General features: G+C 70.8%; 20 protein-coding genes and 1 tRNA gene. 10 read left to right on the top strand and 11 right to left on the bottom strand.

Features of this window, described 5'->3' with window-relative positions:
* Window positions 1–184: 184 nt before the first annotated feature.
* The 6 genes from thrB to AC1C2T_RS10555 all read right to left on the bottom strand — a co-directional run bounded on the left by thrB (window position 185) and on the right by AC1C2T_RS10555 (window position 7,725).
* Window positions 185–1,162 carry a homoserine kinase gene (gene thrB, locus AC1C2T_RS10580; RefSeq protein WP_495385236.1) on the bottom strand — a complete coding sequence of 326 codons (978 nt, stop codon included), beginning with the start codon at window positions 1,160–1,162 and terminating at the stop codon, window positions 185–187.
* Window positions 1,162–2,259 carry a threonine synthase gene (gene thrC, locus AC1C2T_RS10575; protein WP_495385235.1) on the bottom strand — a complete coding sequence of 366 codons (1,098 nt, stop codon included), beginning with the start codon at window positions 2,257–2,259 and terminating at the stop codon, window positions 1,162–1,164. The genes thrB and thrC overlap by 1 nt, the downstream gene beginning before the upstream one ends.
* Complete coding sequence (locus AC1C2T_RS10570) at window positions 2,260–3,567, bottom strand: homoserine dehydrogenase (RefSeq protein ID WP_495385234.1); 1,308 nt, start codon at window positions 3,565–3,567, stop codon at window positions 2,260–2,262.
* On the bottom strand, window positions 3,564–5,042 hold the full coding sequence (gene lysA, locus AC1C2T_RS10565; RefSeq protein WP_495385233.1) for a diaminopimelate decarboxylase: 1,479 nt from the start codon (window positions 5,040–5,042) through the stop codon (window positions 3,564–3,566). The genes AC1C2T_RS10570 and lysA overlap by 4 nt, the downstream gene beginning before the upstream one ends.
* A 167-nt stretch (window positions 5,043–5,209) precedes the next feature.
* On the bottom strand, window positions 5,210–6,025 hold the full coding sequence (locus AC1C2T_RS10560) for an LmeA family phospholipid-binding protein (RefSeq protein WP_495385232.1): 816 nt from the start codon (window positions 6,023–6,025) through the stop codon (window positions 5,210–5,212).
* A gap of 26 nt (window positions 6,026–6,051) precedes the next feature.
* Window positions 6,052–7,725 carry an arginine--tRNA ligase gene (locus AC1C2T_RS10555; RefSeq protein ID WP_495385231.1) on the bottom strand — a complete coding sequence of 558 codons (1,674 nt, stop codon included), beginning with the start codon at window positions 7,723–7,725 and terminating at the stop codon, window positions 6,052–6,054.
* A gap of 39 nt (window positions 7,726–7,764) precedes the next feature.
* Here AC1C2T_RS10555 and AC1C2T_RS10550 point away from each other — a divergent pair, with 39 nt between their 5' ends.
* From AC1C2T_RS10550 to AC1C2T_RS10505, 10 genes are all read left to right on the top strand, one after another.
* The gene (locus AC1C2T_RS10550; RefSeq protein ID WP_495362503.1) at window positions 7,765–8,379 is read left to right on the top strand and encodes an iron ABC transporter ATP-binding protein; all 615 of its coding nucleotides are present in this window, start codon (window positions 7,765–7,767) and stop codon (window positions 8,377–8,379) included.
* Window positions 8,380–8,395: 16 nt separating this feature from the next.
* On the top strand, window positions 8,396–9,577 hold the full coding sequence (locus AC1C2T_RS10545) for an ROK family protein (protein WP_495362502.1): 1,182 nt from the start codon (window positions 8,396–8,398) through the stop codon (window positions 9,575–9,577).
* 65 nt (window positions 9,578–9,642) lie between these two features.
* Window positions 9,643–9,715, top strand: a tRNA-Arg gene (locus AC1C2T_RS10540).
* A gap of 163 nt (window positions 9,716–9,878) precedes the next feature.
* Window positions 9,879–10,412 carry a sigma-70 family RNA polymerase sigma factor gene (locus AC1C2T_RS10535; protein ID WP_495362501.1) on the top strand — a complete coding sequence of 178 codons (534 nt, stop codon included), beginning with the start codon at window positions 9,879–9,881 and terminating at the stop codon, window positions 10,410–10,412.
* Window positions 10,399–11,217 carry a hypothetical protein gene (locus tag AC1C2T_RS10530; protein WP_495385230.1) on the top strand — a complete coding sequence of 273 codons (819 nt, stop codon included), beginning with the start codon at window positions 10,399–10,401 and terminating at the stop codon, window positions 11,215–11,217. Before AC1C2T_RS10535 ends, AC1C2T_RS10530 begins: the two co-directional genes overlap by 14 nt.
* Before the next feature lie 170 nt (window positions 11,218–11,387).
* Window positions 11,388–13,400 (top strand): TPM domain-containing protein, encoded by a 2,013-nt coding sequence (locus tag AC1C2T_RS10525; RefSeq protein ID WP_495385229.1) that lies wholly within the window; start codon window positions 11,388–11,390, stop codon window positions 13,398–13,400.
* 102 nt (window positions 13,401–13,502) lie between these two features.
* Entirely contained in the window at window positions 13,503–14,240 is a 738-nt protein-coding gene (locus tag AC1C2T_RS10520; protein WP_495362498.1) for a PspA/IM30 family protein, read from the top strand.
* Between the two features lie 163 nt (window positions 14,241–14,403).
* Complete coding sequence (locus AC1C2T_RS10515; protein ID WP_495385228.1) at window positions 14,404–15,201, top strand: arginase family protein; 798 nt, start codon at window positions 14,404–14,406, stop codon at window positions 15,199–15,201.
* A gap of 80 nt (window positions 15,202–15,281) precedes the next feature.
* Window positions 15,282–16,811, top strand: coding sequence for a dihydrolipoyl dehydrogenase family protein (locus AC1C2T_RS10510; protein ID WP_495362496.1), 1,530 nt, complete (start codon window positions 15,282–15,284; stop codon window positions 16,809–16,811).
* Window positions 16,808–17,215: a Fe-S oxidoreductase gene (locus tag AC1C2T_RS10505; protein WP_495362495.1), complete on the top strand. Its 408-nt coding sequence runs from the start codon at window positions 16,808–16,810 to the stop codon at window positions 17,213–17,215. The genes AC1C2T_RS10510 and AC1C2T_RS10505 overlap by 4 nt, the downstream gene beginning before the upstream one ends.
* On the opposite strand, the gene AC1C2T_RS10500 is transcribed toward AC1C2T_RS10505, so the two are convergent.
* From AC1C2T_RS10500 to AC1C2T_RS10480, 5 genes are all read right to left on the bottom strand, one after another.
* Entirely contained in the window at window positions 17,178–18,098 is a 921-nt protein-coding gene (locus tag AC1C2T_RS10500) for a siderophore-interacting protein (RefSeq protein WP_495362494.1), read from the bottom strand. The two genes, AC1C2T_RS10505 and AC1C2T_RS10500, sit on opposite strands and share 38 nt — an antisense overlap.
* Window positions 18,099–18,121: 23 nt before the next feature.
* Entirely contained in the window at window positions 18,122–20,230 is a 2,109-nt protein-coding gene (locus AC1C2T_RS10495) for an iron ABC transporter permease (protein WP_495362493.1), read from the bottom strand.
* Entirely contained in the window at window positions 20,202–21,167 is a 966-nt protein-coding gene (locus tag AC1C2T_RS10490) for an iron-siderophore ABC transporter substrate-binding protein (protein WP_495385227.1), read from the bottom strand. The genes AC1C2T_RS10495 and AC1C2T_RS10490 overlap by 29 nt, the downstream gene beginning before the upstream one ends.
* Before the next feature lie 81 nt (window positions 21,168–21,248).
* Entirely contained in the window at window positions 21,249–22,121 is an 873-nt protein-coding gene (locus AC1C2T_RS10485; RefSeq protein WP_495362491.1) for an ABC transporter ATP-binding protein, read from the bottom strand.
* 76 nt (window positions 22,122–22,197) lie between these two features.
* Complete coding sequence (locus AC1C2T_RS10480; RefSeq protein ID WP_495385226.1) at window positions 22,198–23,622, bottom strand: amidase; 1,425 nt, start codon at window positions 23,620–23,622, stop codon at window positions 22,198–22,200.
* Window positions 23,623–23,631: the final 9 nt, after the last annotated feature.

The following is a 23,631-nucleotide window of genomic DNA, read 5'->3' as shown; positions in this document are numbered from 1 at the left end:
CGAGCGATGTCGGTGCGCACGAAGGCGCAGACGTGCGCGAGAGCGAAAGCAATAGATTGCCGGGAATTGCACGAGCGAGCGGGGACGCGAACAATGCGTCTCCTGCCGGGTGCTGTGTCAGTCTAACATCACCGAACCGGTCATCCCGACACAATTGCGCCAGCGGAATGCGGATGCCGCGACGTCAGCGTGACGCGTCGACGACCGTCGCTCCCTTGAAGTCCACGGCGAGCGGCAGCGCCTGCCACACGGTGTCGGCGGATGCCTCGACGAGCGCGATCGCCGCAGCGCGTGCACTCGGATCGCTCGCGAGCACGAGGATCGAAGGACCGGCGCCCGAGACGACGGCCGGATGCCCCGCCTCGCGCAGCGCCCTGATGAGCCGATCAGTCTCGGGCATCGCCTTCGCGCGGTAGTGCTGGTGCAGCTTGTCTTCAGTGGCTTGGAAGAGCAGCTCGGGGCTCTGGATGAGCGCCGCGATGAGCAGCGCCGATCGAGACACGTTGAAGACGGCGTCTTCGTGCGGCACCGACTCGGGCTGCAGCGAGCGAGCGAGCGCCGTCGACATCTCGTGCTCGGGCACGAGCACGAGAGGCGAGACACCGCGGTGCACGATGAGCTTCTTGTGACGGGGGCCGTCGGGCGTGACCCAGGCGATCGTGAGCCCGCCGAAGAGGGCAGGAGCCACATTGTCGGGGTGCCCCTCGAGTTCGGTGGCGAGGTCGAGCAACTCGTCGGTGCTGAACTCGACGATGCCCTCGAGCAGTCCCTTGGCAGCGACGACCCCGGCGACGATGGCGGCGCCGGAGGATCCCAGGCCGCGGCCGTGCGGGATGCGGTTGTGCGCGACGAGCTTCAACGCCGGCAGTGGAACTCCTGCGCGCGCGAAGGTATGGGCGATGGCGCGCACGACGAGGTGCGATTCATCGAGCGGCACCTCTCCCTCGCCGACGCCGTGCACCTCGATGTCGAGGCCCGGGACGCCGTGCACCGTCGACCCGGTCGACACCGACACCTCGAGCTCGTCGTAGAGGGCCAGCGCCAGCCCGAGCGTGTCGAACCCGGGGCCGAGGTTGGCGGATGTCGCCGGCACCTTCACGAGCACGCTGCGACCGGTGAGCAACGGCGAGAGGCCGTCGCCCGTCGCGACGGCGGCGCTCATCATGACGAGAGTCCGAGCACCGAGGCGACCTGCGCGGTGTCGACCGGCACGATGACGGGCTGCACGTCGGAGCCGTCGGCCGTGCGAAGAGCCCACTGGGGGTCTTTCAGGCCGTGACCGGTGACCGTGAGCACGACGCGCGCGCCCGCGGGCACGACGCCGGCGGCCGAGCGCTCGAGGAGCCCGGCGACCGAGATCGCCGATGCGGGCTCGACGAAGATGCCGACCTCTGCGGAGAGGATGCGCTGCGCCTCGAGGATCTTGTCGTCGTCGATCGCGCCGAAGTAGCCGTCGGACTCGTCACGAGCCAGCAGGGCGAGCTCCCATGAGGCGGGGTTGCCGATGCGGATCGCGCTCGCGATGGTGTCGGGGTCCTTCACCGGCTCACCACGCACGATGGGTGCGGAACCCGAAGCCTGGAACCCGAACATACGCGGCAGTCGCGTCGCATTGCCGGCAGCGATATCTTCGCGGTATCCGCGGGTGTACGCGGTGTAGTTGCCCGCGTTGCCGACGGGCACGAAGTGGAAGTCGGGTGCATCCCCGAGCACCTCGACGACCTCGAATGCCGCAGTCTTCTGCCCCTCGATGCGGTCGTTGTTGACCGAGTTGACGAGGTGCACCGGATAGTTGTCGGCGAGATCGCGTGCGATGTCGAGGCACTCGTCGAAGTTGCCCTGCACCTGGATGAGCCGGGCGTTGTGCGCGATCGCCTGGCTCAGCTTGCCCATCGCGATCTTGCCCTCGGGCACGAGAACGGCCGCAGTGATGCCCGCGTGCGTCGCGTACGCAGCTGCCGACGCCGAGGTGTTGCCGGTCGACGCGCAGATGACGACCTTCGCGCCACGCTCGACGGCCTTCGTCACCGCCATCGTCATGCCGCGGTCTTTGAATGAGCCGGTGGGGTTCATGCCCTCGAACTTCACCCAGACGTCGGCCCCGGTGCGGGCCGACAGTGCCGGGGCGGGCAGGAGCGGCGTGCCGCCCTCGCCGAGGGTGACGACGGGAGTGGAGTCGGTGACGTCGAGCCGGTCGGCGTATTCGCGGATGACTCCGCGCCACTGACGAGAATTTGCCTTGGGGGTGGACTGGTTCACTTACGTTCCTTCGACTCGGAGGACGGACGCGACGGATGCGACGACGGGGCTCTGGGCGAGGGCGGCGACGGTCTCGGCGAGTGCGGACTCCTTCGCCTCGTGCGTCCCGATGACCAGCGTAGCTCGCTCGGAGCTCTCGCTGACGGTCTGCTGCAACTGCTCGACGGAGACGCCGTGCTCGGCGAAGGTGTGCGCGATCTGCTCGAGCACGCCGGGCTCGTCGGCGACCTCGAGCGTGATGGCGTAGCGGGTCGTGATGCGGCCGATGTCGAGCACCGGCAGTTCGGCGTGCGTCGATTCGACCGTGCCGGGGCCGCCGATGACGTGGCGGCGGGCGATGGCGACGAGGTCGCCGAGCACTGCGGAAGCGGTCTGCACTCCCCCGGCGCCTGCACCATAGAACATGAGCGGGCCGGCTGCGGATGCCTCGACGAACACGGCGTTGTTCGCTCCGTGCACCGCCGCGAGCGGGTGACTGCGCGGCACGAGGGCCGGGTAGACGCGCGCGGAGACGCCCTCTTCGCCGGTCTCGGCGTCGGTGAGGCGCTCGCAGATGGCGAGGAGCTTCACGACGTACCCGGCCCGTCGCGCGGAGTCGACCTGCTCGGCCGAGACACCCGTGATGCCCTCGCGGTGCACGGCCTCGACGGGCACGCTCGTGTGGAAGGCGAGGCTCGCGAGGATGGCGGCCTTCTGCGCCGCGTCGAACCCGCCGATGTCCGCAGTCGGGTCGGCTTCGGCGTAGCCGAGATCGGTCGCGGTCGCGAGCGCGTCTTCGAGCGAGGCACCGGTCTGGTCCATGCGGTCGAGGATGAAGTTGGTCGTGCCGTTCACGATGCCGAGGATGCGTTCGACGCGGTCGCCGGCGAGGCTGTCGCGGAGCGGCCGGATGATCGGGATCGCCCCGGCGACGGCCGCTTCGTAGGAGAGCTGGGCACCCACCTGCTCGGCGGCGGCGAAGAGCTCTGGGCCGTGGTTGGCGAGCAGCGCCTTGTTGGCGGTCACGACGTCGGCGCCGGAGCCGATCGCCTGCAGCACGAGCGTGCGGGCCGGCTCGATGCCGCCCATGAGCTCGATGACGATGTCGGAGCCGAGGATGAGCGCGTCGGCGTCGGTCGTGAGCAGCTCGCGCGGCAGTTCGGCGTCGCGCTTGGCCTCGACGTCGCGCACGGCAATGCCGACGAGTTCGATGCGGGCGCCGATGCGCTGGGCGAGTTCATCGGAGTGCTCGAGCAGGAGGCGCGCCACCTGCGAACCGACCGAGCCAGCGCCGAGCAGGCCCACTCGAATGGAGCGGTACTCGATCATGCGGGGTTCCCTTCGGTGGCACGGTCGCCGGCGGCAGGGCCGCCGGGGGCATGGTCGTCGACGGCAGGGCCGCCGAGAGCACGGTCGACGGATGCATCGAGCCCCGCGTCGCGGGCGAGCAGCTGCTCTTCGGTCTCACCGTGCACGATGACACGAGCGCGCCCGTCACGCACGGCGACGACGGGTGGCCGGGGCACGTGGTTGTAGTTGGACGCGAGCGACCAGCAGTATGCGCCGGTCGCCGGCACGGCGAGCAGGTCGCCCGGGGCGACGTCTCCGGGCAGGTATTCGGCATCGACGACGATGTCGCCCGACTCGCAGTGCTTTCCCGCGACGCGCACGAGCGCCGGGGCCGCATCGGAAACCCGTGAGGCGATGCGAGCCGAGTACTCGGCGCCGTAGAGCGCGGTGCGGGCGTTGTCGCTCATGCCGCCGTCGACCGAGACGTAGTGACGCACGCCGCCTTCGATCGGTACGGGTTTGACGGTGCCCACGGTATAGAGCGTGACGCCGGCGGGGCCGATGATCGAGCGGCCGGGCTCGAAGGCGAGCTTCGGCACGGGCACGTCGTGCTCGCGGCATCCGTTCGCGACCGCGCGCACGATGCCTGCGGCGATCTCCTCGATCGGCTCGGGCTCGTCGGCGGAGGTGTAGGCGATGCCGAACCCGCCGCCGAGGTTCAGCTCGGGCACCGGCGCGACCCGCGAGAGTTCTGCGTGCGCGGCGAGCAGGCGTTCGGCCGATTCGGCGAAGCCCGCCGAGTCGAATATCTGCGAGCCGATGTGGCAGTGCAACCCGAGGAAGTCGAGCGAGGCATGCGAGCGGATTCGGGTGCCGAGCTCGACCGCCCGGGCGAGGGAGACGCCGAACTTCTGGTCTTCATGGGCCGTCGCGAGGAACTCGTGCGTCGAGGCGTGCACCCCGCTGTTGACGCGGAGACGCACAGGCTGCACCCGGCCCGCGCGTGCCGCGGCATCCGCGACCCGTTCGATCTCGACCTCGCTGTCGACGACGACGACCCCGACCCCGACGCCGACCGCGCGTTCGATCTCGGCGATCGACTTGTTGTTGCCGTGGAAGCCGAGACGCGCCGGATCGGCGCCCGCGGCGAGCGCGACCGCGAGCTCGCCGCCGGTGCACACATCGACCGCGAGGCCCTCGTCGGTGACCCAGCGCACGATCGCGCCCGAGAGGAACGCCTTGCCTGCGTAATAGACCGTCACAGTCGTGCCGATGGATGCCGCGGCGTCGTCGAACGCCCGCTTGATGCGCGCCGCGCGAGACCTCGCGTCGGCTTCGTCGACGACGTAGAGCGGCGTGCCGAACTCGACGGCGAGCGACGCGGCGTCGCGGCCGGCGATGACGAGCCCGCCGCCCCCGTCGCGGACTGCGTTCGAGGGCCAGACCAGCGGCGCGAGCGCATTGGCGTCAGCGGGCACGCGGAGCCATCCGGGAACAGGTGCGGTGGATACCACGGGGAAACCTCACGGGACGGAGACGACGGCACGGATCGCTCGCGGCGAGCGAACCCGGATCGGTTCCTGAAGCCTGCAGTGCGCGCAGACCTTGTGGGTCGGCGTACGGCGAGTCTACCGAGGCTCGTATGCCGGGCCGAATCGACGACGCCCGGAGCTCCTCGACGCTACCCGCAGCTGCCGTGCTGCTCGAGGCTCTCGGCGTCGAGGGTGAGCCCGTCGGCCTGGAGCCCGATGATCGCGGTACCCGGCGTCACCGTGATCGACTCGAGCTGCACGCCGGCCGGCAACCGGTCGGCGACGCACACCTCGAGCGGGTCGCCGCCGAGCAGGCGATCGATCACGCCCGAGACGTCGATCGACGCGCCTCCGGCACCGACTTCGACCCCTGCGGGTTCGAGGAGCACCGAGTCGCCGGCCGCGATCGGCGCCGCCGTGATCTGGTAGCTGATCGGCACCCCGAAGAGCTTGAGCTCGCCCTCGTATCCGACTGTGCCGTCGCCGAGGCTGAACCCGGCCTCGATACCGGCGATGGAGACCAGCCGGTTGACCGACTCCTCATCGGCGGCGATCGTCGCCGTCAGGTGCTGCACCGGCGACTCGAAGTCCGCCGGCAGGCCCTCGGCCACGACCGAGACATCGATGGGCGCACCGTCGACGTCCAGCTGCGGGGCGTCGAGCTCGACGCGCTCCATCGTGCCCGTCAAGTACTGGGCGATGATCGAGAACCCGCCGATCGTCACGTCGACGTCACCCTCGACGCCGTCGGGCAGAATCGACTCGATCTCTTCGGCGACGCGCTGTTCGGCGAGGTTCCGGGCGATGACGTCGGCGACGAGGAACAGCGCGATGAGGGCCACCAGCACCGCTGCCACGACGATCCATGCGCGGGCCGCACGACCGAGCGGCCGTCGGGTGCGTGCGGCGGGTACTCCGAGCGTCGCGGTACCGCTCGGATCGCGGTCGTCCCCGTTGTTCGCCATCTGCGCCTCCGGTTCGGGTTGGTCGGTCACATGCGCTCGGGGGCGGACACCCCGAGCAGATCGAGCCCGTTGCGGAGGACCTGCCCGGTCGCATCGTTCAGCCAGAGCCGCGTGTGGTGCAGCTCGCCGATCGGTTCTTCGCCGAGGGGAAGCACCCGGCAGTTGTCGTACCAGCGGTGGTAGAGGCCTGCGAGCTCTTCGATGTAGCGGGCGACGCGGTGCGGCTCGCGCAACTCGGCCGCCTGGGCCACGATGCGCGGGAAGTCCTGGAGGGCGCCGAGCAGTGCCGACTCAGTCTCGTGCGTCAGCAGCTCGGGCGCGAACGACGAGCGATCGAGGCCGACGGATGCTGCATTGCGGTCGACCGCGCACGTGCGGGCATGCGCGTACTGCACGTAGAAGACGGGGTTGTCGTTCGTGCGGCGCTGCAGGATCTCGGGGTCGATCGTCAGCGGCGAGTCGGCGGGGTACCGGCCGAGCGTGTAACGCAGCGCGTCGGTGCCGAGCCAGGCCTGCAAGTCGTCGAGCTCGATGATGTTTCCGGCGCGCTTGGACAGCTTGGCGCCGTTGATCGAGACGAGCTGCCCGATGAGCACTTCGATGTCGCGCTCGGGGTCGTCGCCGGCGGCGCCCGCGAGGGCCTTCAGGCGGTGCACGTACCCATGGTGGTCGGCGCCGAGCAGGTAGATCTTGTGGTTGAAGCCGCGGTCGCCCTTGTCGAGGTAATAGGCGGCGTCGGCCGCGAAGTAGGTGTAGACGCCGTTGCTGCGACGGACCACCCGGTCTTTGTCGTCGCCGAAGTCGGTCGTGCGCACCCATACTGCGCCGTCTTCGTCGAAGACGTGGCCTTGAGCGCGCAACCGCTCGACGGCCGTGTCGATGTCGGAGAGACCGTCGTCGCCCTTGACCTGCATGCGTCGCTCGCTCGTCCACACGTCGAAGTGCACGTTGAAGCGATCGAGCGAGGCGCGGATCTCGGCGAGCTGCAGCTCGTACGCGATCTCGGTGGCCGTGTGGAGCGCCACATCGTCGGCGAGCTCGAGCAGGTTCGGCTCGCGTTCGAGCACGCGCAGCGCCAGTTCGCCGATGTAGGCGCCCGGGTAGCCACCCTCAGGCGTCGGCTCGCCCTTCGCCGCCGCGAGCACCGAAGCCCCGAAGGTCTCCATCTGGTTGCCGGCGTCGTTGATGTAGTACTCGTTGGCGACCTCGGCACCGGCGGCCCGCAGCACGCGGCCGATGGAATCGCCGAGTGCTGCCCAGCGGGTGTGGCCGATGTGCAACGGCCCGGTCGGATTCGCCGAGACGAACTCGAGGTTGATGACGCTGCCCGCGAGCGAATCGCTGTGCCCGAACGACGGGCCGGCCTCGACGATCGTCTTGGCGAGCGCACCCGCGGCGGCGGCGTCGAGCCGGATGTTGATGAACCCCGGGCCCGCGACCTCGGCGCTCGCGACACCCTCGATCGCGGCGAGACCCGCGGCGAGTTCGGTGGCGATCTGGCGCGGGTTCGTGCCGAGCGGCTTCGCCACCCGCATCGCGATGCTCGAGGCCCAGTCGCCGTGCTCGCGGTTCTTCGGTCGCTCGAGCGTGACGTCGCCGGGCGCGAGCTCGAGCGCCACCTCCTCGCCCGCGGCACGACGTCGCTCGGCGAGGGCGAGGACGAGGTCGTACAGGGCACGCGAAAGATCGGCGGGAGTCACCCGCAAATCCTACCCGTCGCCATTGATAAGGTTCGTCACATGTCGCGCTCGTTCCAGCTGATCCGCACCCGCCCCGCCGCCGTCGTTCTCCTGGCCGTGGCATCCGTGATGCTGCTGAGCGGATGCACCGGCGAAAGCCCCGAACCCAGCGAGACTGCTGCACCCCCGACGACATCCGAGAGCCCGGTCGCCAGCGCCGAGCCGACCGAGACCGCCGCGCCGCTGGTGCCCTTCGAGATCGCGTGCGACGCGTTGCTCACCGCCGACCAGGTTTACGAGTTCAACCCGAACTACGGCGTCGCGCCCGACTTCGCCCCCTCGGGCGCCGGTGTCGTCGCCGTGGTCGACGAGGCGGGCACCGCGTGCGGCTGGCTGAACCAGACGAGCGGCGAGATCATCGAGATCGGTGTCGCGACTCCCCCGCCCGCCGCACTCGACGTCCACAAGAACGACGCGGCGATGGGCTCGAACCCCGTGCCCACCTACGGCACGCCGCCCGAGGTCGAGGGGTACTTCGGCCAGACCGCGGGCATCGGTCAGGCGCAGATCTTCACCGGCCCGTACTGGATCGTCATCGAGTCCACCGAACTCTTCGAACCCGGCGACGCGGGCCAGCTCGTCGCCGCCATGCTCGGGAATCTCCCCGCCGCCTGACGGCGGCGCACTCGCGATGAGATCGGCGCAGGGAACCCCGTCGTGGCTCGGCGCGGTCAACGACCGTGTCGGCCTCTCGGCTCTGCTCGACCACGGGCCGCTGACCCGCAACCGCATCTGCGAACTCGTCGGGGTCTCCAAGCCCACGGCCTCGATGATGATGTCCCGGCTGATCGCTGCAGGGGTCATCGAGGAACGCGGGCAGGTCGCCGGCAACCCCGGTCGCAGCGCCACGCTGTACGCCGCCCGCACCGACCGGCCGCTCGGCGTCGCGATTGCGATCGAGGCCGACGAGCTGCGGGCGTCGGTCGTCGACGCTGCCGGCGGCGAGCGCCCGGTGGTGCGCACAGTGCTGTCGCGCGACACCGCGAGCCGCGATGCCGTGCGCGAGGTCGACGCAGCGATCCGCGACGCGAGCGCCGCGGCCGGCACCGACCCGGCCGTCGTGCACTCCGTGTGCATCGGCACGGCCGGCTACGTCGATCCCGGCGAAGCCGGCACGCTCTTCAGCGAGACACTGCCGGGCTGGCCCGTCACCGGCCTGCGGCGCACCCTCGAGGCCGAGCTCGGCGTCGCGGCCTTCATCGAGAACGACGTGAACCTCGCCGCGATCGCCGAACGTGATGCAGGAGCGGGCGAAGGTCGAGACGTCTTCGCACTGCTCTGGCTCGGCAACGGTGTCGGCGCATCGTTCGACGTGGCCGGCGACCTGCACCGCGGCAGTTTCGGCGGAGCGGGCGAGGTCGGCTTCCTGCCGCTCTCCGCCGCCGCGGCCGCACTCGACTCCCACGCCGTCACGAGCCAAGACCTCGCGGGCGCGGCGGCCGTTCGCCGCATCGCCGCCGCCCACGGCCTCGATGCGACCGACCACCGCTCGGCCCTGGAGGCCATCGCGGCGAGCGACGCCCGCGACGCGATCATCGAAGAGCTCGGCGAGCGCGTCGCCCACATCTCGCTGCCGCTGCTCGCGACTCTCGATCCTGGTCGGCTCGTACTCGCCGGGCCCACCGCGATCGTCGGTGGGCAACCGCTCGCAACGGCGGTGGAGCGGGGCATCCGTCGCCTCAGCCGCTGGTACCCCGAGGTCGTCGCGACCCGCATCGACCACGACCCCGTGCTGCACGGCGCACGTGCGTTCCTGACTGCGAAGGTGCGCGACGACCTGCTCGGCACGGTCGCCCGGCTCAGCATCTCCTGAGCCGCCAGAGCGCCCGCCCACGGGTCGGGACGCAGCGCTCGAAGTGGTAGTCTCTCTAGCTGTGCGCCTCCGTAGCTCAGGGGATAGAGCGCCGGTTTCCGGTACCGTAGGTCGGGGGTTCGAATCCCTCCGGGGGCACGTAGTGAGTGGTGGCACCGGCACTTCGAGCCGGTCGTCCATCACCTGAATCGAGAAGCCTCGGCCACCCACCGAGGCTTTTCTCGTCGCGGCCCCAACGAAACCGTGCACCCACTCGTCTGAACAGGTGAGGGGGCGAACGCCGTCGTCGGGAGGAGCACGCGTGGGCGGGTCGTGGGACGCCGTGGCAACGTCGCTCGTCGTCGAGCGCGGCGATGCGCTCAGCCGCTACGCGTACCTGCTCACGGGAAGTGTCGACGACGCGGCCGACCTCGTGCAGGACGCCCTCGTTCGCACGTTCGGGCGCCCGCGCATGGCACTCACGCTTCCCCGTGCCGAGGCCTACGTGCGGCGGGCGATCCTGAACGCCGTCATCGACCGTTCGCGCCGCGACGGAACGTGGCGGCGCGTACGGCACCTCGCGCTCGCGCCGGTCTCCGTCGAGTCACCCGCCTCAGCGAGCGACGACCGGCTCGACCTCGCCGCCCGGGTGCGGCAGTTGGCGCCGCGCCAGGCGGCGTGCATCGTGCTGCGCTACTACGACGACCTGACGGTCGACGCGATCGCCGCGGTGCTCGGCATCAGCTCGGGCGCAGTCAAGCGGTACCTCAGCGACGGACTCACGGCCCTCTCCTCTGCGATCGATCCGGCGGGCGAGCGCACCGCGCGAACGGGAGGCAGTCATGTCGGCACCTGAGCGGAACGAAGCGGGCGAGCGCATCGGCGAGCGACTCACAGCCTCAGCGGATGCCGCGACGCCGCGCCCCATCGACGTCGACGCCGTGCTCGCGGCGAGCCGTGCACGCCGGCGCTCGCGGCGCACGGCGATCGCCGGCGGTGCAGCCGCGGTGGTGGTCGTGCTCGGCATCGGCGGTGTCGTGGTCGGCACTAGCGGGCTCGGCACGTCGACGACGGCCGGCGACTCGTCGCTCAGCGAGGCGCCGGCGGCCGCCACCGCACCCGAAACAGACATGGCGCCCGAGGTCGGCGGCGATTCGACGTCCGGCGACGCGCTCGGGCTGAAGCTCTCACCTCTCGAGAAGGTCAACCTGTGCGGCGCGCCCGTCGCAACGGCATCGGATGCCGCGGTGAGCCGGCTCATCGTGACCGTCGCCACCGTCGGGGCCGCCCCGGCCGGGGCATCCGTCGATGCACTGGTCACGGTGACCAACGCGGGCGAGACGCCGGTCAGCGGGCAGCTCGGGCTCTCCCCGGCGCTCACGGTCGCCGAGTCGGACGTCACGGTGTGGCACACGAGCGGCGATTCCGACCCCGCGACCCGGGCGTTCGAACTCGCACCGGGCGCGTCGATCGAACTCACGGGCACGTTCGAGACTCGTCGCTGCTCGCCCGACGACGAGCTCGCCCCGACGTTGCCGGCCGACCTGCCCGCACTCTCCCCCGGCGAATACGGGGTGAGCGCCGTCGTCATGTTCTCCGATCCGGTGGCGGGCGAGATCGACCACTTCGTCTCGCCGCCGACGGCGATCGTCGTCGGCTGAACCGGCCTGACCGGCCCGGGCCGTCGCCCGCGACGACGTCGCCGGAATTCCGTCCTCGTCGGCTGCTCGTTCGACCGTTCACGTTGATCGCCCCGGCCCGACATGGACGGGGCACGCAACGTCCCCATAGAATCGAGATCGTCCGCTCGGACGCTGAAAGGCACTGGTGCATGCGCGCAGTACGCAAATGGTCCGCGGCTCTCGCGATCGTCGCCGGGGCGGTGATCGGAGCAGGCGCCACCGGCATCGCATGGGCTGAAGACCCCGTCGCATTCGAAGCGGGCTCTCCCGTGGTCGACACCGTCGACGCCCTCGGCGGCGATACCGACGAGGTCGTGGCCGCACTCGACGCCGCCGCCGACCGCAGCGGTCGGCAGCTCTTCGTCGCCTACGTCAGCACCTTCACGAACCCCGCGACCGCTACGGCGTGGGCCGACGAAACCGCCATCGCCAACAACCTCGGCGCCGAAGACTACCTGCTCGCGGTCGCCGTCGACGGCGGCGCCTACTACCTCTCGGCGGCGAGTGACGCCGCACTCTCCGACGACGAACTCGACCGCATCAGCCTCGACGTCATCGAGCCGAAGCTCCGCGACGGCGACTGGGCGGGCGCGGCGATCGCGGGTGCCGACGCCATCGCCGGCGATTCCGGCGGCGGCGGATGGGGCTGGGGACTCGTCTGGTTCATCGTCATCGCCGCCGTCGTCATCGCGATCATCGCGATCGTGCTCGCCCGGCGCAAGAAGCAGCGTGCCTCGGGCACCGACGCCGGCCGAGTGCCGCTCCCCTCGATCGACGAGCTGCGCCGACAGGCCGGCAGCGCCCTCGTGCAGGCCGACGACGCAGTGAAGACGAGCGAGGAGGAACTCGGCTTCGCTGTCGCCTCCTACGGTGACGCCGCGACCGAGTCGTTCAAGACCGCCCTCGTCAGCGCGAAGGCCAAGCTCGCCGAAGCGTTCACACTGCAGCAGCAGCTCGACGATGCGACCCCCGACACCGACGAGCAGCGGCGCGAATGGTACGGCGGCATCATCAAGCTGGCCGACGAAGCCGACGCGCTCCTCGACGAACAGGCCGAGCAGTTCGACGAATTGCGCGCGCTCGAGCGCGACGCACCCGCGGCACTCGAGCGGGCGACGGCCGCCGCGACCGAGGCCGAAGCCGCGATTGCGCCGGCCGACCAGCGGCTCGCCGCACTCACGGCGCAGTACGCGGCATCCGCCATCGCACCTGTGACCGACAATCTCACGCAGGCGCAATCGCGCATCGGATTCGCCCGCGAGGCGCTCGCGGCCGCGAGCGCGGATCTCGCTGCGGGCGATGCCGCGCAGGCAGCCGTCAGCATCCGGGCCGCCGAAGAGGCCGTCGACCAGACCAAGCTGCTGACGGTCGCCGTCGAACGGTTGGCGGCAGATCTCGCCACCGCAGACAGCACTGTGGCGGCGGGCGTCGACGAGCTCGACCGCGACGTCGCAACGGCACGTGGACTCGCGAACGAGTCGGCGACGGCCGTCGCCGATCGGGTCGCCGCCGAGTCAGCCGCGATCCGAGCGGCGATCAGCGCTCCCGGGCGCGATCCCCTCGCGTTGCAGGCACGGTTCGAGCAGGCAGACGGTGAGATCGACGCGACCATCCAGAGCGTTCGAGACGCCGCCGAGCAGGCCGCCCGCGCCCAAGCGCAACTCGGCCGGGCCCTCACGACCGCGCGATCCCAGGTGCAGGCGACCGAAGACTACCTCGTCGCCCGGCGCGGCGCGGTCGGCGCCGAGGCGCGCACGCGGCTCGCCGAGGCGGGCCGGCTGCTCGTCGAGGCCGAAGGAGCCGCAGCGACGAACCCCGCCGCCGCCCTCACCTCGGCCCAGCGGGCCGAACGCCTCGCATCCGAGGCCATGTCGTACGCGCAACGCGACGTCAACGGGTTCGGCGGCACCGGCGGCATGAGCGGCGGCTACGGCGGACCCACCGGTGGCGGCAGCTCCGGCGGCGACATCTTCGGTGCGGTGCTCGGCGGCATCCTCATCAATTCGGTTCTCGGCGGCGGCGGCCGCCGCCGAGGTGGCGGTTTCGGTGGCGGAGGCCGCTCCTCGGGCGGCTTCGGCGGCGGGCGGAGCAGCGGCCGCTCGGCAGGCAGCTTCGGCGGCTCCGCGACTCGTTCGCGGCGCGGAAGCGGGGGCCGATTCTGAGCCCCCTGACGCGCCGGAGCGAACCGCGCCAGAGCGCACGCTGAGTCCCCGACCGACCACGACCGTTACGACGGAACTTCGATCACCACGAAAGGAACGACCATGGCAAAACAGTCCATCTTCGGAAGGATCTCGCAGCTCGTGCGAGCCAACGTCAACAACCTCATCGACCAGGCGGAAGACCCGCAGTTGATGCTCGATCAGATGGTGCGCGACTTCACGAACGCGATCGCCGACGCCGAGGCCGCCATCGCCGAGACGATCGGCAATCTGCGTCTGCTCGAAGACGACCATCGCGAAGACGTCGAGGCCTCGCGCGAGTGGGGCGAGAAGGCCGTCGCGGCGAGCCGCAAGGGGGACGAACTGCGCAGGGCGGGCGACCTTTCGGGTGCCGACAAGTTCGACAACCTCGCCAAGGTCGCCCTCAGTCGCCAGATCTCCTCAGAGAATGAGGCGAAGGCCGCAGAACCGCAGATTGCGGCGCAGACCGAGGTCGTCGACAAGCTGAAGGCCGGCCTGAACGGCATGAAGGAGAAGCTCGTCCAGCTGCAGAACAAGCGCTCCGAGCTCGTCGCCCGCTCGAAGACGGCCGCGGCCCAGAAGCAGGTGCACGACGCCGTCAAGTCGATCGACATCCTCGACCCGACGAGCGACATCGGTCGCTTCGAAGACAAGATCCGACGCGAGGAGGCCGTCGTTCGCGGACAGGCCGAGCTCGCCGCGTCGAGCCTCGACGCGCAGTTCAACGAGCTCGACGACCTCGGCGAGCTCTCCGAGGTCGACGCGCGCCTCGCCGCGCTGAAGGCCGGCGGCAGTTCGCAGGGCGCCATCGGCGGCTGAATGAACACCTCCGAGTGATCGGATGACACTTGGCCGTGTCGCGCTTGGTTCGCGCGGCACGGCCGTTTGCATGCGACTGCGGCGCCGCCGCGCGATACTGGAGGACATGCCAGCTACCTTCGTCGTCGTCCCCCTTTGGCAGGGGTCTGTCTCGTCCCGTGCCATGAGTCATGCCGACGGCGCGGACGCCATCCTCGGCGACCTGCCGGCATCGTCGACCATCGTCGTCGAAGTGCCGGTCGAAGCCGGTGAGGCCCTCGGCACGGGCGTGCTGCGCTACAGCACGCTCGTGCGGGTACGTGAACGCACAGCCGAAGCCCTCCGCCGAGTGCCTGACTGGGCGCTCACGATCGGCGGCGACTGCGGCGCCTCCCTCGCGTCGGTCACTCACGCCTCCGCGCGCGCAGGCGGCGACCTCGCGGTGCTCTGGCTCGACGCGCACCCCGACCTGAACACCCCCGAATCCTCGCCGTCCGGCGGGTTCGGCGGCATGACACTGCGTGCCATCGTCGGCGAGGGGGCCGAGGGTCTCGCGTTGGGTCCCGACACCCGTGTCGCTCCCGAGCGGCTCGTGCTCGGCGGCGTCCGCGCGATCGACGACGAAGAGCGCCGCTTCATCGACGCGCACGGCGTGTCGACGCTCACCGTGGAGGATCTCTCCGACCCCACGGTCGTGATCTCCGCGCTCGAAGCGACCGGCGCGTCGCAAGTGTTCGTGCACATCGATCTCGACGTGCTCGACCCTTCGGCGCTCGCCGGGCTCTCCTATCCGATGCCGTTCGGTATCGGTGCCACCGAGCTCGTGGCGCTCGTGCGCGCGGTCGTCGCCCGGTTCCCGCTCGCCGGCGCTGCGATCGCCGGCTTCGCCCCCGCATCGCCGCAGGCTGCCGACGACGACCTGCCGACGATCCTCCGCCTCGTGGCCGCGCTGACCTCTGGCGGAGCGGCCGAGCAACGCTGATTCCGGATGCCCCGGGGCGTCGTTCTGCCTAGGCTTGAGCCAGGCCGTCGGCGAGCGCCGGCACGCCGGAGGGGAACGGGATGGAACGCGAAGTCGACGTCATCGTCATCGGCGGAGGGCCGGTCGGAGAGAACGCGGCGGATCGAGCTCGAGCCGCAGGGCTCGAAGTCGTGCTCGTCGAACGAGAACTCGTGGGCGGCGAATGCTCCTACTGGGCGTGCGTTCCCTCGAAGACGCTGCTGCGAAGCGCCGCCGCACTGCGCGCGGCACAACGCGTCGGCGGCGCCAGGGAAGCGGTGACCGGGCTTCTCGATGTGTCGGCGGTGCTCGCCCGACGCGACTACTGGGTCTCCGACTGGAACGACCAGGGCGGTGCCGACTGGCTGGCGAGCGTCGACATCGGCCTCGAGCGCGGCCACGGCCGCCTCGACGGCGAACGTCGTGTCATCGTGGAACGTCCCGACGGCACTCGCATCACGCTCCTCGCCCGGCACGCGGTTATCGTGGCGACGGGATCGGACCCCGTCGTGCCACCGATCGACGGTCTGGCCGAAGCCCTCGCCTGGACGAGCCGCGAGGCAACGAGCGTCACCGATCCGCCCGCGCGACTCGCGATCATCGGCGGCGGCGTCGTCGCGGTCGAGATGGCGACCGCATACGCCGGATTCGGCACGGAGGTCACCGTGCTCGCCCGCAGCGGCCTGATCGGCGGCATGGAGCCGTTCGCCGGAGAGGCCGTCGCCGAAGGTCTGCGCGGGCTCGGGGCATCCGTTCGCCTCGGTGTGCAACCCTCGCGGGTCGAGCGCAATGATTCCGGCGAGGTCGTCATCACCCTCGACGACGGCGCGGTCGTGACGGCCGACGAAGTGCTCGTCGCCACCGGGCGCAAGCCCCGCACCGAGCAGCTCGGCCTCGAGACCGTCGGCCTCGAACCCGGCGCCTGGGTCGTCGTCGACGACACGATGCTCGCGGGCGGAGCGACCGGCAACGACGATGCGCCATGGCTCTACGCCGTGGGCGACATCAATCATCGGGCTCTGCTGACCCATCAGGGCAAGTATCAGGCGCGCGCGGTCGGCGACCTGATCACGGCGCGCGCGCTCGCACGGGAGCAGCAGACCGCGCCGTGGGGCGCGCACGTCGCCACCGCTGACCACTCCGCCGTGCCGCAGGTCGTGTTCGCCGAACCCGAGTGCGTGTCGGTCGGGCTCACGCTCGCCGCGGCCGAGCGCGAGAGGCGGCGTGTGCGCGTCGCCGACGTCTCGTTCGCCTCCGTCAGCGGTGCCGGCATCCTCGCCGACGACTACCGAGGTCAGGCACGACTCGTCGTCGACGCCGAACGCAACACGGTGGTCGGCGCGACCTTCGTCGGTCAAGACGTCGCAGAGCTGCTGCAGTCGGCGACCATCGCGATCGTCGGCGAGGTACCGATCGACCGGCTCTGGCACGCGGTGCCGGCCTTTCCGACGATGAGCGAGGTCTGGTTGCGATTGCTCGAAGCCCTCGGCAGGCCGGGGGCAGCGGATGTCGCGGACTCGGTGGATGCCGCGGCGTCGACGGACGCTGCAGCGACCGACGGCCCGATCGACGCATCGGAGGCGGCAGCGTGAGCGAGCCCGTCCTCCGCATCAGCCTCACGAGCTCGCCCATCAGTCGCCTCGGCTACTGGTGGGCGACCGCCGTCGGCTTCACCTGGGGCTTCATCTGGAGCACGGGCCCGATCGAGCGCAAGCACGGGCTCTTCATCTTCAGCGGCATGCCGAAGTGGACGTTCGGCCGTGGCGGCTCGTGCGTCGGCGGCTGCTATCTCACGAACCGCAACTCCGGCGACCGCGTGCTCGGTCACGAGGCAGTGCACAAGGAGCAGTGGCTGAAGTACGGGATGCTCTTCCCGCTGCTGTACCTCATCGCCGGGCGAGACCCCCTGAAGAACCGGTTCGAGATCGAAGCCGGGCTCGAGGCGGGCGGCTACCTGCCTACCCCTCGGCGCGGCCGAGCTTCCAGTACCCCATGAACGCGACGCGGCGACGGTCGACGCCGAGCCCCTTGACGAGATGCCGCCGAAGGGTCGTGATCGCCGAGGCCTCGCCCGCGAGCCAGGCGTAGAGTCCGCCGTCGTCGGCCGCCTCGGGCACCTCCCACACGACGTCCTCGTCGTCGAGCGCCGGCAGCTCACGAACCGCTGCGGGCGCGGCAGCCGGTACGGCGGCCGCGGCAGGTTCGGCGGCCACCCACGCGTCGGCCCACTCCGTGACCGCTGCCACGAGGCGAGCGCCGAACTCGACGCTCTGCTCGCCGCGCGGGAGCCAGTTCACCTCGACGCCGACCGGTGCGCGGAGCTCCAACGCGTCGTCGGCCTCGGGCACCTCGAGGAAGACCGCCCCGCGCGCATCGGCGGGCAGTTGCTCGAGAATCGCGCCCACCGCCGGAACGGCGGTCTCGTCACCTGCGATGAGGAGCGTGCGGGCGGCGCCCGGGTGCCACTCCCAGCCGCCCGACTCCTCGTCACTCGTGGCGTCGGGCGCGACGATCAGCATGCGGTCGTCGGGTCGGGCGCCAGCGATCCAGCGGGATGCAGGACCGCTGTCACCGTGGGCCACGAAGTCGACGTCGAGTTCGCCCGATTCGGGGCGAGCAGCGCGGATCGTGTACGTGCGGATCGGGTTGCGCCGCTCGTCGGGCAACGCCCGCCACGCGGCGTACCAGTCGGCCTCGATCGGCACCTCATCGAATCCGCTCGCCTCGAGGGGCAGCACGACCTTGATGCGTTGGTCGGGGCCGTCCCAGCCGAGCTCCCTGAGGTTGTCGGAGCGGAACGTCACGCGCGTGAAGTGCGGTGACATCCGCCTGATCTCACCGACCCGGGTGTCGAAGACGCGGTATCCGGACTTGGCCATGCGGGGTCTCTCCTGTCGAGTTCTCAGGCGGTGCGGCGCGAACGCCACAGCAGCCAGACGAAGTAGGGGGCGCCGACGATCGCCGTCAGCAGGCCGGCGGGCAGTTGGGCGGGGGCGATGAGCGTGCGGCCGAGAGTATCGGCGACGCACACGAGCAGCGCGCCGAGCAGTGCCGCGAGGGGCAGCACGAGGGCGTGACGCGAGCCCACGAGCGCCCGCGCCGCGTGCGGCGCGACGAGCCCGACGAAGCCGATGACGCCGACCGCCGCGACCGCCGTCGCCGCAAGTACGACGCTGACCGCGAGCAGACCGAGGCGTGCAGAACCGAGCCGCACGCCGAGAACGCGCGGCGTGTCGTCGTCGAAGGCCAGCAGGTCGAGCTCACGGCGGGCCGAGGCGAGCAGCGGCACCGAAGCGAGGATCACGAGCGCGAGCGGAATCAACTGCGGGAACGTTCGCCCGTACGTCGAGCCCGACAACCAGGTCAGTGCCTTGGCCCCGTTGTACGGGTCGGTCGCGATGATGAGCATCGAGGTGACGGCGCCCGCGGCTGCGGAGACGCCCAGCCCGATCAGGATGAGCCGCGTCGATGCGAGGCCGCCACGCATCGCGAGTCCGAAGACGATGAGGGCGGCGAGCGCCGCCCCGGCGAGGCCGCCGACCGTCACTCCGAGGAACGTCGCGAACGGCCAGAAGGTGATCACGACCACTGCGCCGACGCCCGCTCCCCCGGTGACGCCGAGGATCGCGGGCTCGGCGAGCGGGTTTCGCGAGACGGCCTGCACGACCGTACCCGCGAGCGCGAGCGCGGCGCCGGCGAGGATCGCCGCGGCGACGCGGGGAGCGCGGGTGTTCATCACGAACTCGACGAGCGGCCCGGCTTGGCCGGTGATCCAGTTGAGCACGTCGCCGCCGAGGAGCTTCGCGTCGCCGAGCAGGAGCGATACGAAGGCGAGCGCGAGGAGCAGCACTGCGGATGCCGCGATCACGAGCCCTCGACCACGCCGCGAGAGTCCGGCGCCGATCACGAAGCCGGTGCCGCTGTCCGACGATGCCCGAGCCCGCATCGCGAGCGCGATGAGGAAGACCGCGCCGAAGATCGTGGTGACGACGCCCGTCGGAACCTCCACTGCGGCCTGGCCGCCGAATGCGAGTCGCAGCAGCACATCTGCACCGAGCACGACGATGACGCCCATCAGGGCGGCAGCGGGGATGAGCAGCACGTGCCGTTGCATGCCGGGCACCCGCACGGCGATGAGCCGAACGATCGCGGGTGCCGCGAGACCCACGAAGCCGATCGGCCCCGCGACGGTGACGGCGGCGGCCGAGAGCAGCACCGCGATCAGGATGCCGATGAGCCGCGTGCGACGCACCCGAACGCCGAGCACCGTGGCGGTGTCATCGCCGAGGGCGATGAGGTCGAACTGGCGGGCGAACAGGAAGAGGCCGGCGACGGCCAGCAGCACGACGGGTCCGAGTTGCAGCATCGGACCCATGCTCGTCTGGGCGAGGTTGCCGTTGCCCCAGGAGTAGAGCCCCTCGGTGCGTTCGGGGTAGAGCAGGATCAGCATCGTGGTGAGCGCCATGAGCGCCAGCGCGATGGCCGATCCGGCGAGCACGAGGCGCACCGTGCCCCCGCCGCGCCCACCGCCAGCCGAGAGCGCGAGCACGAGACCGGCCGCCGCGAGACCGCCGATGAAGGCGACGACCCCGCCGCCGACAACCGGCACCACGATGCCGAACGCTGCCACCGCGACGACGGCGAGATACGATCCGGCGTTCACCGCGAGGGTATCGGGCGAGGCGAGCACATTGCGTGAGACGCTCTGCATCACGAGCCCCGCGACACCGAGCGCGACGCCCACCAGTACGCCGGCGGCGAGCCGAGGCATCCGCGAGGCGACGAGCACGGCTGCCGACTGATCGTCGGAACCGCCTCCGAGCAGTCCGAGCAGCTCAGGCAGCCCGACGCTCGCGGAGCCCTGCGTGACATGCACCGCCGCGAGCAGCGTCGCGATGACGAGGCCGACTGCGAGCAGGAGCACCGCGCCCAGGCGGGGCCGTGCGGCCCCGCCTGGCGCGGGAATCAACGATGCGGCCTGGTCAGCCGGCAAGGGTGGCGACGACGGCATCGATGTAGTCGTTCATCGACGAGGGGCCGCCGAACATCCAGACACCGTCGGGCAGGCGGTGCACCTTGCCACTCTGTACGAAGGGCAGCGACTGCCACACTGCGTTGCCGGCGAGCTCATTCTGGTACGGGTCGATGTCGCCGTTGGCGATGTAGAGGAACTCCACGTCGCCGACACCGGTCAGGCCCTCGACGTCGGTGGTGTCGAGGCCGTAGTCGGCGTCACCCTCACCGGTCCAGGCGTTCTCGAGACCGAGTTCCTCGGCGACCGCGGCGAGCAGGGCACCCTCGGCGAACGGCCGGATCGAGACCTGACCGCCGCTGGGCCAGGCATCGCTCATCATGAACGGTGCGCCGGCGAGACCGGCGTCGGCGAGCGCCGCCGTGCCCTCTGCGAGCTTCTCCTGGAAACCGGCGAGCACCTCTTCACCCTCGGCCTCCTGACCGGTGGCGGTGGCGATGCGTTCGAGGTTCTTCTCCATCTGCCCGATGGGGTCCGAGGCGTCGGCGCCGCGCACCACGAGTACGGGCGCGAACTCCTCGATCTGGGCGATGACCGACTCCGACAGGTCGCTGGTGGTCAGCACGAGGTCGGGTGCGAGGCCCGCGACGGCGTCGACCGAGGGCTCACCGCGCATTCCGACATCCGTCACGCCCTCATCGAGGGGCTCCGACTTGACCCAGTCGCCATAGCCTTTGACATCGGCGACGCCGACGGGCATGACGCCGAGCGCGACCAGGTTCTCCGCGGTGTTCCATTCGAGCGCGACGATCTTCTCGGCCGGTGCCGCCAGTTCGATGTTCTCGCCGCGGTCATCGGTGATGACGATCGCGGCCTCGCCGCTCGCCTCACCGGCGTTCTCGGTGGTGCCGCAGCCGGTGAGCAGCAGCACGGATGCCGCGGCAATGGCGGTCAGGGCGATGGTCGGCCGATTCACGGCAGCTCTTCTCATGGTGTCCTTCGATGGGCGCGCGGGCATGGGAGTCCCACGCGCGGGGGTGGAGGGGTCGAGCCGACGCTAGGCGACGGCGAGTCGTTCGACGCGTTGACGGGTGTTGTACCGGCCGATGGGGCACGTTGTGATGCAGCCCCGGTCGTCGACCTCGACGTCGACGCGAATGCCGTAGGCCGAGCTCAGCACGTCGGAGACGAGCACCTGTGCGGGCGTGCCGACGGCGCGGATGCGGCCGGATTCGAGCAGCACCACCCGGTCGGCGACGGCAGCAGCCTGGTCGAGGTCGTGGAGCACGACGCCGATGGTCACACCGTGCTCGTCGGCGAGCTCGCGGATGAGGTCGAGGAGTTCGACCTGGTAGCGCAGGTCGAGGTAGGTGGTCGGCTCGTCGAGCAGGAGCACGCTCGTGTCTTGTGCGAGGCAGGAGGCGAGCCAGACACGCTGCATCTGCCCGCCCGAGAGCTGGTCGACGGGCTGGTCGGCGAATGCGGTGACGCCCGTGAGTTTCATGGCTCGGGCGACGATCTCGCCTCCTCCGGCGTCGCCGGCGATCCAGCGGCCGCGGTGCGGGTGACGCCCGAATTCCACGAGCTCGCGCACGGTGATGCCGCCCGGGGTGGGGCGGCTCTGGGCGAGCATCGTCACTCGGCGGGCGAAGTCGCGACCGTTCAGTGTGGCGGCGTCGACGCCGTGCTCGAGGAGGTCGGCGGGTTCGGCGCCGGGCGCGCCTTCGCTGATCGTGTGACCGTTGTCGGCGGCGAGCAGCACCCGGCCGGCATCGGGCTGGTGAAGGCGGGCGAGGGCTCGAAGAAGCGTCGACTTGCCGCTGCCGTTCGGGCCGACGAGCGCGGTGACCTTGCCCGGTTCGAGGTGGATCTCCGCACCGTGCACGACTGGGGCACCGTTGTAGGAGAGAGTGAGGTCGAGACCGAGCATGCCTCCACTATAGGTGAGGCTTACCTAAGCTCGTCAAGTCACGACACAACACTCAGTCAGGTCGCAGCCGGCGGGCTCACCAGATCGCCGGATGCCTCCCCGCGCGCCCCACCCGGCGCTCGAGTTGTGCGGCGAGCGCGAACAGCGTGGCCTCGCCGCCCGGGCGGCCGATGAGCTGCACACCCATCGGCACCCCCGCGTCGGTCTCGGACACGGGCACCGTGATCGCCGGCAGGCCTGCGACGTTGACGAACGAGGTGAACGGCGTGAACTGCACCTGCTGCGCGAAATTGTGTTCGCCGTCATCGGGGTCGTACCAGCCGACCGGCCTGGGCGTCATGGCGAGCGCCGGGGTGAGCACCGCGTCGAACGACGAGAACCGCCTGATCACGCGCTCCTCGAACCCCGTCAGCCACGAGAGCGCCTCCGCGAGCTCGCGCGCCGGAACCGCGCGGCCACGAGTCAGAAGCCAGCGGGTCAGCGGTTCGAGCAGCGCCTCGGCCTCGCCGTCGACGGGAATCGTGGCGGCACCCGCCTGCCAGATCGTGCGGAACGCGTCGGAGTACCCCGGCTCGGGTACGGGCGCCATCGCCTCGACGCCGTGCCCCAGCCCGTCGAGTGCCTCGATGCCGAGTTCCAGCGCCGCCCGGGCTTCCGGTGCAATGCCGATCTCGTACGCGTCGTCCCATGGCGAGTCGGTCATCACGCCCACTTGGAAACGACCTTCGCCGCGAATGGCAGCACCGAGGTACGGGCCTTCGTCGCCCGGAGCCCGGACTGCGAAGCGATGCGCCGCCGGATAGCCCGTCGGCGCGATCAAGCCGTCGAGGAGGAGTGCGGCATCGGCGACGGTGCGAGCGATCGGGCCGGCCACGCTGAGCCCCGCAAGGCTCGTGAGCCCGGAACCGGCTGGCACGCGCCCGCGCGACGGCTTCACCCCGACGAGACCACAGGACGCCGCGGGGATGCGGATCGACCCGCCGCCGTCGGAGCCCGGCGCGAACGGCAGCATTCCGGATGCCACGGCTGCCGCCGCTCCCCCGCTCGAGCCTCCCGCGCCGAGCTCGAGCTGCCACGGGTTGCGCGTCGGCGGCGCGCTCAGGCTCTCGGTGTACGCGGGCAGCCCGAACTCGGGCGTCTGCGACTTGCCGAGGCTCACGGCACCGGCCGCATCGACGGCCTGCACGAGCTCATCGGAGATGTCGGGCACGAAGTCGGCGAAGACCCGCGACCCGAACCGCACCGGCACCCGAGCCCTCTGGTACAGGTCTTTGTCGGCGAGCGGCAGACCCCAGAGCGGCGCGGCCTTCGGCACCTCGGCTTCGACCTGTCGCGCCCGCTCGAGTGCGGCCTCCGCCGTCACCGTCACGAACGCACCCACCTCGGGGTTCAGCCGTTCGATGCGGCCGAGGTAGTGCTCGGCGAGTTCGACGGGCGAGATCTCACCCCCCTGCAGCAACTGGTGGAGTTCGAGAGCCGTGTGGTCGTGCAGCGCCGTCATGCTTCGAGC

Source organism: Agromyces sp. Y558 (genome assembly GCF_059445415.1).
Note: the sequence above shows the minus strand (reverse complement) of the source record. Positions and strands in the feature narration are given on the sequence as shown.